Genomic DNA, 12,911 nt, shown 5'->3' on the forward strand with positions numbered 1-12,911 from the left:
TCGATTTTTTTTAATTCTGTATTTGTGCAGCGGCGGGTGCCACTATTCAGCATACCGCCCCACAAAGCATGATAATCCGTCTTTTTCCGTAAGCCTGCTATTTGTTTATGCAAGTTAGTATACCTTATATATCTTCTTTTTTGATGAACTCTACCCTTCGGTTTCGGGCTCGTCCTTCATCGGTGGCGTTATCGGCAATAGGGGAAGTCTGCCCTTTGCCGATCGGGGTAAGACGGTCGGCGGCGATACCCATTTCCACTAATTTGTCGACAATGGCTTTCGAACGGGCCTCGCTGAGCGTCTGGTTCGAGGTGGCATTACCCGTGTTATCGGTATGTCCCTCGACGGAGAATTTCAGGTCGGGATTCTCGGTCATCAACTGCACGATGCGGCTGATCTCGCCCATGGATTCGGGTTTGATGGTCGCTTTGCCCACGTCGAAGGTGATGCCGTAGGTGATGAATTTCCCGTCGCTCATCATCCGGTCGTAGAGGGGAACCGCTCCCTCGGCGATGCGGACATTGGTGATCGCGCTGGCCCAACTGATAGAGTTGATATTTGGGTCTTCTATCGCAAAACTCGAGGCTTGTGTCATATTGGGAATGTTGGCCAGGCGAATACCGTCGAGATAGACTTTGAAAGCCCGTTTGTTGAACGAAATGGCCAGGTGGTGCCAGCCGTCGGCAGCTACGGACAACGTGGCATCACCGGAAGTATAAGCACCGGAAGTGGAAGTATAGTGCCACTCTATGGTGGGATCGTTGAAATTATTAATCTTCAATGTAGCCACGGTGCCATTACCGTCTTCTCCGTAAAAAAACAACTCGTAGGAATACTGATTAGAGTAATCTCTTTCCCCACTCTTGTCTGCCACGCTCATCCACAAATCCATCTCGATGGTGTATTTCTCCGGTAGGTAATTATTCGCATCCTTCATCAGAGGAGCTATGGTATAACTTCCGTTTTCTTTGTCGCTACGGAAAATCGCTTTTTTCCCGTTGATCGAGGCCACTTCGGCACTCCCTTCCTTCAGGTCCCACATCGAGGGGAATTCTCCCAATTGCTCATCGTCCATCAGATCTTCGAAGATGATGACATCTCCTCTTACGAAATCCGATTTGGCATAAGCCATCTCGGCGTTTTTGGGGAGAGGCGTCTTGCCGGTCTCTTTTTTTTGTATCGAGTCTTTTTGTTGCTTCTCTTTTTTCTTCATCGCCTCTTCGGCCGATTCGAGAGCTTTGTCAACGGTGTCGTCTACTTTTTTATTGATTTTTTCTTCCACTTTTTCCTTGGCTCTCTTTTTGGCTTTTTTACCTAATTCCTCTAACCAGCCTTGCGAGTAGGCATCCGTTGTTCCTATGGCAAGGAGCAAGACGGTCATTATACATAGTATCTTTTTCATGACTTTTTATTTAAAAAATTCTTCGGACTGTTTGATCTCTTTTTTGATTTGCTCCAATACCTGGGCCCGGGTCATCCCTTCATACATCCCGTCGATTGTCTCCTGCGAGTATTCGTAACTCAAAATCTTGCCGTTGACGGAGAGATTTTTCATGGTGTGCGACAGATCGTTGACCTCTTTGAGGCCGTCGTGTGTTTTTTTCGCTGTTTCCGCGTCTGTAAAAGCGATCGTCTCTTTGTAGCCGATGCACTTATCGCCGTCAAACGTGTACACGGTAGAATTATCCCCGTAGGGAGTATTTATCGTTTTGATAATCCGATTCTTTTTTTCTTCCAGTTTGACTTTGATTTTTTTGGCGAGTTGACGGAGCTCTTTTTTCTGTTTGCTGCTCAAATCGCCGGATGCCGGTTTCTTTTTGTTGCTGTTACCGCAGGATATTGTTCCGACGATCATGATCGAGCAGAGTAGGGTATATAAAATCTGTTTCATGTCGGTATGGATTTAGGGGTTAGTAATTTCATTTTTGACACCTTGCGCTCGCGTTTCTGCCTCGAGGAAAGTCTTTAGGGCCTGGACTTCGGGAGTTTCCATAAACGGTTGCACGTGTTGTTGCAGTTTTTTTCCGGCTGCTTCGACTACGACATTAATTTCCGCCTGATATTCCGCCCGGGGACGATAGTTTTTCGGGGGTAAGAAAATGCCGTCGGGTACGCTTTCGCTGAAGTTTTCTACCTGGGTCCATGCCAGCCCCCGTATTCCTCCCCCGAAATGAATATTATTCCAACAATAATATAACATGCTTATTCCGCTTTCCGGCTCTGCAAACTCCAGGGTAAAACAGGATTTTCCGGCAATCGTGGTATTGGGTAGTTTGCGGGCGTTCATTAGCGAAAGGAATGCGGGCGGCATTTTTTCGTAATTGCTGATCAAGGGACATTCCAGTTTATCCTCTAAATGGGGAATTTCATATATGTCGTAGACGAACTCCACCTCTTTCAGTCCGTTTTTCATCGCGTTTTCCAGCTCCTTCATGGTCGGTTCCTTGAGCTCGATGGTTTGAAGGTTCGCTACTCTTTCGACATCTCGTTTGACCTTTTCGACCGTGGGGACAGCAGAGAGCAGGGTGATTCTTCCTTTATCGTAATCGTAGATTGCCCCTGTACCCATTGTGGTCATCATGGCGAACAGCTTCCCGTAATGATCAAAATAGTAGGTACATTTCATTTCCGGAAAACCTTGGATCGTATTACGCATTTGCAGGGTACCCTGCTTTACCCCGGTACGAAGGTCCTTTTTTTCCATTCCCCGGATGTTGAGCGTAAGTTCGTAAACGCGTTTACGCCCCTCTTTATCCCTTACCGTAATATAACCGCCTTTTCTGAAATTAAGAGTCTGACCTGATTTCGGGGATATCGAAGCACCTTCGGTGGCCGTCATATAGGGCACAATCTGATTGAAATCTATGTCCCGTTCTACCGTTATTTCGATCGTTCCCTTTTCATGATCGAATTTACCTTTTTCTTTACCGATGGTGAATGAAAGGAGTTTAGGGGCATCCGGCGAATTGGGCCCCAGGACGGGTTCTTCTTCGTTTTCGAATTCGTCAACATAGAACAGACTTTCGTCGGTCGTGTCCGTCTGTTGTTTTTTCTGTTTCTCTTCCTGCTGCTTAAGTACTTTCTCTGCTTTCTGCTTGATTTTCTTAAGAAGTCCTTGTCCGTGGGCTAATGTTCCGGGATAGGAGAGAAGAGTCAGTATGACGACAATAGGTATTGTTTTTTTCATGACTTCTATAATTTAAAAGTGATACAATGGTAAACCGAGAGTGTCTCCGATCATTTCCCGCTCGCTTTTTGGAGGAGATAAGATTTTTTACATTGTCGGCAAGTTGATTCATAGGAGTTTATTTTAATAGGTTAGTAATTGAAGTGTTTCACGATTTGCGCTTAAACAGTTTTCGGAGGTAAGTCCTGAATCTGTTTTTCGGTTTTTTTCTCGACAGGGATCTTTTAACCGAACTCGCTGACAAACATTTGGTTTCTTGTATTTTTTTTATTTTCTCTGCCGTTTCGATACTGCTGAGCTGGTCGTCAATGATTTGTTGTACCTCCTCGTAAGTCAGTTTGGGTTTATCGGATTTTTCTTCGTTCATGCTTGACGTTTTTGAATAGGTAACTTAACTGTAAACAAAATAAGGAGATAAAAGAATTGCCTGTTTGGATATTTTAGTCAACTTTTTGACCATATGTATCATTGCCAAATGTACGATTTGACGATATGTGTCATAGTGAAACGATAAATGGCTGATAATAAATAGTATATTCAGTCAAATGTTAATAGAAATCTAATTACCTAATCACTGAATCTTTGAATCTCTAAATCCGGAATTGTTTTTTATTTTCCTCTTTTCCGGTATTGTGACGGTGTCATTTGGCACATTTGTTTAAACAAACGCGAAAAATGTGCCACGTCTGCAAAGCCGCATTTAACGGCAATCTCCCCGATAGGCGTGTCTTCATCCGAGGCTAACAGACGTTTGGCTTTTCCCATTCGAATTTGAAGAATATAGGCTGCCGTACTGCAGCCTGTGATGGAAAGAATTTTGCGGTTCAGTTGGGAACGACTCATAAACATCTTACCTGAAATGGTCTCTCCATCGAGTTCGCCTGTATTCATTTGTACATAGATGATATTGATTAGTTTATTCAAAAACTCTTGCTCGGCCGGTACCAGTTTGATTGTTTGTTCGGTTCCTTGAATTAGGGCGAGAGAGTATTTTTCACGTATCAGGCGACGTTGTTCGAGTAACTTTTCAACTCTTACGTTCAATTCGGACGAATTGAAAGGTTTATATAAGTAAGCATCGGCTCCGGCTTGAAATCCTTCTATACGATTACGCTCTTCGCACTTGGCTGAAATAATGATGATGGGGATATGGTTCGATATTTCCGATGTTCGTATTTGTCGGCATAGCTTATAACCGTCCATGCCCGGCATCATTAAATCGGTAATGATCAGGTCGGGCATTAGCTCCATGACTTTTTCCAGGCCTTCGTCTCCGTTACGGGCATATTGTATACGATAACGGGCTTTTAGTTGAGAGCCGATATAATAGGATACGTCGGTATTATCTTCCACGATCAATATAACAGGACGAGTATCATTCATTTGTTCCTTATCGGGTAAGCTCATCTCTTCCGGCAGCACCTCCGCGGTTATGGATTCTATCCGGAAATCCGGCGTCCATTCTTCCAATGGCTCTTCACTATCGTGTTGTATCGGTAGCGTTACGGTAAATACGGAACCTTTGCCCGGTGCGCTTTGGACTTTTATCTCTCCCCCGATACTCTCGATGATCTGGTAAACCAGCGATAGCCCTATGCCTGTTCCGACACCCGTTTGACTGTTTTCGCCCTGATAAAAAGCTTCAAAGATATGAGGTAGGTCCTCTTTGGCTATACCCCTTCCCGTATCCATGATACGGATCAGGAGATGTTTTTCTTTTTGTTTGGAGGTAATGAATATTTTCCCGTTTTCGGGAGTGAACTTCAATGCGTTGGAGATGAGATTGCGTACGATCTTTCGCAGGTAATCGGGAGCGAAGTCCATGATAACACTTGTTTCGGCAGGCACGAAACAGAGTTCGATGCGTTTTTGACGGGCAAGAGCTTGATAACTCTCTACCATCATACGCAGGTAAACAATCACGTCTCCCGTGCACCAATCCGGTTTACCTACTGCAGACTTTATTTTTGAAATGTCTAACAGTTGATTGATTAATCCCAATAGATTATCCCCTTGTCTTACAATCATCGCTCCTAAAGATTCGAGACTTTCTCCTTTTTCCAATTTACCCGATTGTATTTGTTTGCCCAAACCAAGAATAACGGTAAGTGGAGTTCGGAATTCATGGGTGATATGGGTAAAAAAATGGGTACGTACCTTTTCCATCTGTTGCATCATCCGTTGATTGCGGGAACGCATTTTCAGGGCATACCATAAAAATACCATTACGGCAATAGCTAATAATAAGACGGATAAGCAGGCAATGATAACGATATTTTTAAGTCGCTGTTGGGTTTCGTAGTTTTGTCGTACCAGATCCATCTCCCGTTGGCTTTTCTCCCGTTCGTACTTCACTCGAACGTTCTGCATATGGTTGATGTTTTTGGTATTACTTACACTATCTGCGTATACGATACTTTGTAAATGGTAATCTAACGCTTTTCGACAATCACCTTGTTTTTCGTACCAGAGGTAGTATAAATTATATACCGATGCCAAATGCTCCAACGAGTGAATCTCTTCTGCCGTGTGTTTTGCTTGTTTAAGGTATTGCCGTGCTGCCGGAAGATCACCTTTGGATATATTGACCCTTCCCAATGCAAGACAGGATTCCAACCAATGCCAACGATCGCTGCTTTTCTCCATCAGGTCGTAGGCTACTCGGTATTCTTCTAGCGCTTTGTCCCATTTCTTTGCTTGTTCGTAAAGTCTTCCGAAATGAGTATGACATAATGAAATGCCTAAGTTGGATTTTGCCTGACGGTTAAATTCCAATGAATGACGGTAATACATCCATGCCGAATCGATCAGGTTGCGGGATTCGAATATAGCGCCCAAATTGGCGTAGTTGATAGCTTGTCCCAAAGGACTGTTTAATTCCCGCTCCCCGGCAAGAGCTGCTCTAAAGACCGTATCTGCCTCATCTTTGTTATTTAATGTCAAATGCACGTTTCCTATACCGTTCAGGGAGACCACCCGATTTTTTCTAGCCGTGTAGCTTTTTTTATCGCTGTATTGCTCACAATAGGCTAAAGCCTGATAATGGTAAGAGGATGCTTCGTCGAGAATCCCGAGACGGCGGAAATTGGTACCTATATTATTCAGTGCCTGTATGGTTTCCAATGTATCGTGAAGTTCGACGGCGGTGTTTAACCCTTTCCGGTGTTGTTCTATGGCTTCCGTGAAACGGCTTGTTTCCCGGTAGCGTTTGCCGAGTTCTTTGCAGGTATAAATAATACCTATTTTATCGTTGGCTGCGGAAAAATGTTGCAACAGGCTTTCCAACGAATCCAAGGAGCGGTTTGCCCGTACGGTACTATCGACAGCCCGCCGCTCTTTTGTCGTGTAGACATGGTCTCTTGAGGGGTTACATGCTACTAACGTTAATGAAAGGAGAAGCAGGCCGTATGATCTTATTTTATTGAATAGTTTAAAAAAGTTTACGGTCGGATAGCCGGCAATGTATACTCTTTTATTATCCGTGTTTATCGTTGAAGTAAAGACTTGTTCCAGTAGTAAATGATTATGCATATCCTTTCACATCTTCTTGCAAAGATAACTTTTTCTGTGAATAATAGAGTAAAAACAGGTAAAAGTTGTAATAAAAGATCTTATATTATAAACATAAAAGGAGATGTTGTTTTTTGTTTATTCATGATATTTATTCGGGTGATAAGAAATATTGGATGTGAGTTACGGTACTCTTTTCATATCGGGAAAAAGGGTGGTGCCTATTAATATTTTTTATTCTCGGAGGAATCGGGTTAGGCGTTCTTCGTAGCTGCGCAGGTACATCCGTTTAAGCCGGTCGTCAAGAAACGAGCGTTCAGTCAATTGTATTACTTCGTCTTTATGATTGGTGAAAAGGGTAATAATCTTATCGATTTGTTTTTCGGTCAGTCCGATTTTTGTGCCGAAAAAGCGGAAATCCTTTATGCAAGGATGTCCGGTTCGAGTATAGATATCGCTCCACTCGGTTCGCGGGAGTAACCCATCGCTTAAGGCGAAATCGGTGTCGTCGATATGCAGTCGTGTATTTAGTAAATCGTAAGCGGGGGTGAGTATGTAATCCCCGTCCACGGTCTGTTGCACGGAGAAATTTTTTAAATGCGCATCGCCGTTGGAAAAGAGATAGTTGAATACGATTAACTGAAAAAAAAAGCCCATCTCTATTTGCCAAGCCGGAAGTAGCTCGCGAATCTTTATAGCAATGTCATCATAAGAGCCCTGATACTTAAATGCTTTACCGGAATTTTCTTCCGTGCGGTCGAGAATGGAGGAGAAATCTTCTTGTTTGATTTTTAATCCGTCGGGAGTGATGTCGAAACGTTTGGTAATATAAGCGGGATCTCCGTCTGCAAAAAAGATCAACCCGTTTTCGGCCGTGGGGATCTTGTATACTTGCCGGGCTATTTGCATGGTCAAATGTTCGTTAGCCGGCATCGTGGTACGATACCGGAGACTTTTATCCGATGGAACCGGTTTGAGGATGTAAGTACCCAGATCGCCTTCCGGCGTAAGTATGACATGTCCGTTTTTTACTATAGCACTCAGCTTTTCTTGGGCTCCGGAAAGCGAAGAGTGACCGATGTTACGAGCAATAAGCGGGGCGGTTGTATCGTTATCGTATTCAAAGTCCATGAAATGACTGACCCGCTTTCCGTTGAAAAGCCGATTGATTGCAGTAGTGCTGTAAGTTGAGTAACCTTCAGCAAGCGTTCCCGGGCAATTATTTATTACAACCTTTTTCATGGTTATAGCTCCTTTATCTCCCTGATGGTTACGGCTCCGATCGTGTCGGTGTAGGCTGTCTTTATCAGGCGTGTAAAATAGTCTTTTTCATCTATTTTCAACAGGCGATTCTGAATGGCCTTGTTTGCACCTTCTGCTAATAAGTTGAAAAAAAATGAAAACAGGTACCGGCTATGGTATGTTTCCTCTGTTTTAGGCAAGGTCAAACTAATTGCCGTGGATAAAGGATTGAGTAGATAATCGTGATCGTACTTAAAAAGATAGGTATAGTCGTCTTGTTCTGTCAAGATACCGGCTAAAATGTTATTGACGAATATTTGTGCTCTTCTCATGATTAAATGATTTTTTTAACGACAGCAGTTATCTCTAATCCTAATGCGGCAGCTATTTTTTGTAATGTTGCAAATGACGGGTTACCCTTACCTTGTTCGATGTTAACAATGGTACGGGGACTAATACCCGTGATATCTGCCAAATCTTGTTGAGTAACTTTCAACAGGGTCCTTCTGTTTCGTAAAATTTTGAATATCTCCATAGTGCAATATATTGCGTATTTTATGCGAAGATACAAAGATTTTATTTTAAAACAAGCAAAATACGTAATATATTGCGTATTTTGCTTGTCATTGGGATTATGGTTATATGCAGGTATTATAGCTTCGGGGATAAGGGAATGAGTTCACTCTGTTTACCACAATAAGTCAGTGATAATTTGTGCATCGCTCTCGTTACGGCCACGTAAAGCATATTTCTTTCTATTTCCGAGTGATAATTCACACGGTCCGCCTGAGGAACGATGACCTCGTCGAATTCCAGTCCTTTCGCCATATGAGCCGAAGTAACGATTATACCTTTCAAGAAAGCTGAACTTTGATTGGATAGAAAGTAAATATCACCGGTATGGGTCTGGAGGTTTTCCATCATCTCTTTTGCCTGTAATTCCGTTTTACAGATAATACCGAGTGATTTATACCCGGATATTCTAAAAGAGGAGATCAAATCGATTATGCCGGAAATTTGATCTTCCATGTTTTGAAATTGAAGGACATCAGGTTGTTTTCCGTGTCGTTCGACGGGCTGTAATTCTCCATTCGTTTGAATTTTCTGGGCAAAATTCGTGATTTCAAAAGTTGATCGGTAGCTTTTGCAGAGTTTCATGACTTCTCCTTTCGCAAATGCCTTCATGATCGTGTCGGCAGTGGACGAACCGTAAGGATTGACGGATTGATTCGCATCTCCCAGAATAGTTTTCCGGCAGGGGTAGAGCTTTTGGATGACCCTGTATTGTATCGGGGTATAATCTTGCATTTCATCGATTAAAAGATGTTTGACCCTGTACCGAGGGGTATTTCCGGACAAGGCGATGTGCAAATAGGCCAAAGGAGCTAAATCCGTATATTCTAATTGGCGGTTTTTACCTGCCTTTAACATTTCCGGCTTCCCGATCCATTTGAAAAAGTCCTTATAAACTTGGAGGTCGTTGTTTCCGGCAAACATCTTCTTTATCTCCTTTTTTAATCGGTTTTTCTCGGCGGCGGCAATTTTGAAGTTGTATTGGAGGTACATTCTTTCTATTATATAATCGGTCATGGCTTCGAAACGCTGGCGTATGGGGGAACGGTTGAAACGTTTGAATTGTTCTTCGATAAATTCGGCAGGAACCGTGATCTGTTCGGTTAGCTTGACCTCTTTTGCTTGAAAATAGCGATTTTCCAGGTAAAGAATAAACCGATCGAGTTGCGCGATAAAATCGAACGAGGCTTTGTAGCGTATCCGTTCGATAAAATCCTGATCTGCCCCCTCGAGTAGTTCTGTTATCTGTTCAAAGTAATTTTGGTATTTGTATTTGTTATCCAGCACGCCGGAAAGGATCTGTTCCATGCCGATTTCAGGTACGTTCTCTTCTCCGAGTTCGGGTAGTACGTTGGAGATGTAATCGGCAAAAACCTTGTTTGGCGAGATGATCAGTATCTCTTTGGACGAGATGTTTCCTTTCAGGGTGTAAAGCAAATAAGCGATACGATGCAATGCAATAGATGTTTTACCCGATCCGGCGACTCCCTGAATGATAAGTACATCTGCCTCGTTGTTGCGGATAATCCGGTTTTGCTCCCGCTGGATGGTCGTAACGATATGCTTCATTTTGTCGTCGGCATTGGCACTTAGTTCTCGTTGTAAAATATCATCATGAACAGTCAGGAAACTTTCGATCATATATTCCATCCTGCCGTTTCGTACACGGTATTGACGTTTTAGTGAGATATCTCCGCTTACTTTACCGGCAGGAGAGGAATAAACGGCTTTTCCTAACTCGTGATCGTAAAATAGGCTTGCAATAGGAGCTCTCCAATCGTAGATTAAGTTCATTTTTTTATCGGGATCGTAGAATGTGTGTATTCCGATGTAAATGGGGGTAATTCTATTACCGTCCTTATTTTCTGTAAAGTCTATTCGTCCGAAATAAGGGATATCCAGCATTTTAGCCAATCGTTTGCGTTTGTCAATAATGCTTTCTCCCAAAGCAAAATGATTTAGAATACTTTCTCTCATGGAACGAATCTCGTGTGGATCGATATCTTTATTGGACCACAGGTACTCCTTGTATTCCTGTAACGTATCAACCTGTTCTTTAACCGATCTGTCCGTATTATTTATCATGGCCGCTATAAGGCCTATGATCTGTTGTAAATACTTTTTTTCCTGTTCTTCTGTTTTATTGAATACCATAAAGTTTTTACTATTGTATTGAAATGTTTTGAAAGGGAGACAAAGTTAGTTCGGTCCGATCGGGTATTAAATAGTTATTTATAGCTATATTTTGGCTCTTTTTTCTATTTTTGTCACTCGTTCGAATAAAGAAAGATGGATCTCCTCGATATTGCAAAACAAAATCAGCAGAAGGCTTGGGAAATCGTAGAAGCCACTCGTGTTATTCCGATATGGGAGAGTATCGGTGCGCGAGTCAATTTGGTAGGTTCTTTGAGAATGGGATTGCTGATGAAGCACCGGGATATCGATTTTCACATCTATTCTTCGCCATTGGTTTTGTCAGACAGTTTTAAAGCCATGTCACAATTGGCAGAAAATATCTCTATTCAAAGAATAGAGTGTGTCAACCTGTTGCATACCGTAGAATCTTGTGTGGAGTGGCATGCCTGGTATCGGGATGCCGAGGGTGAACTTTGGCAGATCGATATGATCCATATCCAGAAAGGCTCCCGGTATGACGGTTATTTCGAACGAGTTGCCGAACGTGTTTCCGCCGTGTTGACCGATCGGGCCAGGCGGACGATCTTGCAATTGAAATACGAAACGCCTGAAACGGAAAAGATTATGGGAGTGGAGTATTATCAGGCTGTTCTACAATATGGGGTGGAAAATTATGCCGAATTTGAGCGATGGAGAAAGTCACATCCTGTCACGGGCGTCGTGGAATGGCTGCCATAAATAAGTAATCCGGTATCGTGTATTCCATTATTAATGAAGTAAGCCTAATTCGATACCCGCGTTAATAGCCTCAATAGAGTGTTGTACTCCCAGTTTCCGGAGTAAGTTTTGGCGGTGGATATGCACCGTGTGGATGCTGATATGGAGTTTATTTGCGATCTCTTTGCTTTGCGATCCTTTTTGGATCAGTCGTAATATTTCCGTTTCCCTTTGGGTCAAATGTACGGAGGGTGTCGATAAAGCGGAGGGAGAAAACATCTCTCCGTTTTTAAGATCGAATACGGTGCAGTCTACCTGATCGAATTTTTTCTGATCGGGATCGATGTCCATACAACCTACGATAAGCCAGGCTTTTCCGTTACGGTCTTGTTCCAAAACCTGATGTTTGCTGACCACCCGTATGTATTTTTGTTTCGCATTACGTACCCGAAACCCGTATATGTTACAATAGTTGTTTCTTTGTTCGATGGGCAAACTGTAAATAAATTTCCCCAATAGGACCTGTAACGTTTTTAACCGTGTCAAATCGTCGGGATGGATACGTGATTCCAGGTAGTCCCCTTGTCTCTCAATGGTTGTGATCTTATGACTGTCGTACCCTAACATATCGACAAAATTAGAGGACGCAAAAGCATATCTGCATTTGAATACATCGACGACAAAGGTACAGTTTCGGTTAAATTTTGACATTTGGCGGAGAATATTTTTATCCTTTTCCCAAATGCTGTAATCGATATCCGAGGCTGATAAATGTTGTTTTGCCCATAACTCTTCTCTGGTCGTATCGATTGATCTCGTATGGCTGAAATCATATTTTTTTGTACTCATTTCCGACGGCTGCTTTTATAAAAACAAAAGTATAAGAATAAGTTTAGTATTGATAATCGAATAACGTTTTTGCAGGTTTGCGCCATTCAATGCAAATTTGTATCTTGTAAACGATTTCTAAAGGCGAAGATAATTGTATTCGGCATAAGTTTCTTACATACGAAGATTATATTTTGTCCCGAGGATGTTACTTTAAGCTGCGTTTCTTCATAAAGTCGTTTTTATACAATGGAATGATAGAGTATGTGGTTAATTTATTTTTCAAACGAATAAGACAATTGAAATGAAAACATTGAAAGAACAGGCGGCAGAAATGTTGAAGCGATGCGAAACGGTTGTTGTTGCATCCGTAAATAATGGGGGATTCCCTCGTCCCGTTCCCATGAGCAAAATCCATTCGGAAGGATATGCGGAGGTGTGGATGGCTACCGGGAAAGATTCATTGAAGACACGAGATTTTGCCGGAAATTCGAAAGCCGGTTTATGTTTTTCCGAAAACGGGAACAGTGTCGTCCTGACAGGGATAGTCGAAATTATTACCGATAAGGTCTCTTTGGAGAAATTTTGGCAAGGTTGGTTTATAGAGCATTTCACGGGAGGAGTAACGGACCCGAATTATGTTCTGTTGAAATTTACCGGGCATCACGCTACGTTTTGGATAGATGGCAAGTTTGTACATCGGAAGATTTGAATGTGT

At 42.6% G+C, this 12,911-nt stretch carries 12 protein-coding genes; 2 read left to right on the forward strand and 10 right to left on the reverse strand.

Translation table 11 applies throughout. From position 1 onward, the window contains the following. Positions 1–124: 124 nt before the first annotated feature. From DMB45_RS01145 to DMB45_RS01190, 9 genes are all read right to left on the reverse strand, one after another. Positions 125–1,402: an OmpA family protein gene (locus DMB45_RS01145; protein WP_110688372.1), complete on the reverse strand. Its 1,278-nt coding sequence runs from the start codon at positions 1,400–1,402 to the stop codon at positions 125–127. Positions 1,403–1,408: 6 nt separating this feature from the next. Then, positions 1,409–1,891 carry a hypothetical protein gene (locus tag DMB45_RS01150; RefSeq protein ID WP_041504968.1) on the reverse strand — a complete coding sequence of 161 codons (483 nt, stop codon included), beginning with the start codon at positions 1,889–1,891 and terminating at the stop codon, positions 1,409–1,411. A 12-nt stretch (positions 1,892–1,903) separates the two neighbouring features. Next, positions 1,904–3,187: a hypothetical protein gene (locus DMB45_RS01155; protein ID WP_041503866.1), complete on the reverse strand. Its 1,284-nt coding sequence runs from the start codon at positions 3,185–3,187 to the stop codon at positions 1,904–1,906. A gap of 148 nt (positions 3,188–3,335) precedes the next feature. Further along, positions 3,336–3,554, reverse strand: coding sequence for a hypothetical protein (locus DMB45_RS01160; RefSeq protein WP_110688373.1), 219 nt, complete (start codon positions 3,552–3,554; stop codon positions 3,336–3,338). Between the two features lie 242 nt (positions 3,555–3,796). Then, positions 3,797–6,718 (reverse strand): hybrid sensor histidine kinase/response regulator transcription factor, encoded by a 2,922-nt coding sequence (locus tag DMB45_RS01165; RefSeq protein WP_181416476.1) that lies wholly within the window; start codon positions 6,716–6,718, stop codon positions 3,797–3,799. A 213-nt stretch (positions 6,719–6,931) separates the two neighbouring features. After that, on the reverse strand, positions 6,932–7,939 hold the full coding sequence (locus DMB45_RS01175) for a HipA domain-containing protein (protein WP_041503863.1): 1,008 nt from the start codon (positions 7,937–7,939) through the stop codon (positions 6,932–6,934). Positions 7,940–7,941: 2 nt separating this feature from the next. Beyond that, positions 7,942–8,271 (reverse strand): HipA N-terminal domain-containing protein, encoded by a 330-nt coding sequence (locus DMB45_RS01180; RefSeq protein ID WP_041503862.1) that lies wholly within the window; start codon positions 8,269–8,271, stop codon positions 7,942–7,944. A gap of 2 nt (positions 8,272–8,273) precedes the next feature. Beyond that, positions 8,274–8,474, reverse strand: a complete 201-nt coding sequence (locus DMB45_RS01185; RefSeq protein WP_041503861.1) for a helix-turn-helix domain-containing protein — start codon at positions 8,472–8,474, stop codon at positions 8,274–8,276. Positions 8,475–8,590: 116 nt separating this feature from the next. Beyond that, complete coding sequence (locus DMB45_RS01190; protein WP_110688374.1) at positions 8,591–10,666, reverse strand: HelD family protein; 2,076 nt, start codon at positions 10,664–10,666, stop codon at positions 8,591–8,593. Positions 10,667–10,801: 135 nt separating this feature from the next. Here DMB45_RS01190 and DMB45_RS01195 point away from each other — a divergent pair, with 135 nt between their 5' ends. Then, positions 10,802–11,386, forward strand: a complete 585-nt coding sequence (locus DMB45_RS01195; protein WP_041503859.1) for a hypothetical protein — start codon at positions 10,802–10,804, stop codon at positions 11,384–11,386. A 30-nt stretch (positions 11,387–11,416) separates the two neighbouring features. Here DMB45_RS01195 and DMB45_RS01200 read toward each other — a convergent pair whose 3' ends face one another. Then, a complete protein-coding gene (locus DMB45_RS01200) occupies positions 11,417–12,214 on the reverse strand; it encodes a LuxR C-terminal-related transcriptional regulator (RefSeq protein ID WP_110688375.1) in 798 nt (265 codons plus the stop codon). 283 nt (positions 12,215–12,497) lie between these two features. On the opposite strand from DMB45_RS01200, the gene DMB45_RS01205 reads away from it, so the two are divergent. Further along, positions 12,498–12,905 carry a pyridoxamine 5'-phosphate oxidase family protein gene (locus DMB45_RS01205; protein ID WP_110688376.1) on the forward strand — a complete coding sequence of 136 codons (408 nt, stop codon included), beginning with the start codon at positions 12,498–12,500 and terminating at the stop codon, positions 12,903–12,905. Positions 12,906–12,911: the final 6 nt, after the last annotated feature.

This window comes from Sanguibacteroides justesenii, from assembly GCF_003204205.1.
In the GTDB taxonomy this organism is placed as follows: Bacteria; Bacteroidota; Bacteroidia; order Bacteroidales; family Marinifilaceae; genus Gabonibacter; species Gabonibacter massiliensis.

What these genes read in the sequence shown, in the direction of transcription:
- DMB45_RS01205 (WP_110688376.1), top strand. Translation starts at nt 12,498, where the DNA reads ATGAAAACATTGAAAGAACAGGCGGCAGAAATGTTGAAGCGATGCGAA.
- DMB45_RS01160 (WP_110688373.1), bottom strand. Translation starts at nt 3,554, where the DNA reads ATGAACGAAGAAAAATCCGATAAACCCAAACTGACTTACGAGGAGGTA.
- DMB45_RS01200 (WP_110688375.1), bottom strand. Translation starts at nt 12,214, where the DNA reads ATGAGTACAAAAAAATATGATTTCAGCCATACGAGATCAATCGATACG.
- DMB45_RS01185 (WP_041503861.1), bottom strand. Translation starts at nt 8,474, where the DNA reads ATGGAGATATTCAAAATTTTACGAAACAGAAGGACCCTGTTGAAAGTT.
- DMB45_RS01190 (WP_110688374.1), bottom strand. Translation starts at nt 10,666, where the DNA reads ATGGTATTCAATAAAACAGAAGAACAGGAAAAAAAGTATTTACAACAG.
- DMB45_RS01145 (WP_110688372.1), bottom strand. Translation starts at nt 1,402, where the DNA reads ATGAAAAAGATACTATGTATAATGACCGTCTTGCTCCTTGCCATAGGA.
- DMB45_RS01155 (WP_041503866.1), bottom strand. Translation starts at nt 3,187, where the DNA reads ATGAAAAAAACAATACCTATTGTCGTCATACTGACTCTTCTCTCCTAT.
- DMB45_RS01165 (WP_181416476.1), bottom strand. Translation starts at nt 6,718, where the DNA reads ATGCATAATCATTTACTACTGGAACAAGTCTTTACTTCAACGATAAAC.
- DMB45_RS01175 (WP_041503863.1), bottom strand. Translation starts at nt 7,939, where the DNA reads ATGAAAAAGGTTGTAATAAATAATTGCCCGGGAACGCTTGCTGAAGGT.
- DMB45_RS01195 (WP_041503859.1), top strand. Translation starts at nt 10,802, where the DNA reads ATGGATCTCCTCGATATTGCAAAACAAAATCAGCAGAAGGCTTGGGAA.
- DMB45_RS01150 (WP_041504968.1), bottom strand. Translation starts at nt 1,891, where the DNA reads ATGAAACAGATTTTATATACCCTACTCTGCTCGATCATGATCGTCGGA.
- DMB45_RS01180 (WP_041503862.1), bottom strand. Translation starts at nt 8,271, where the DNA reads ATGAGAAGAGCACAAATATTCGTCAATAACATTTTAGCCGGTATCTTG.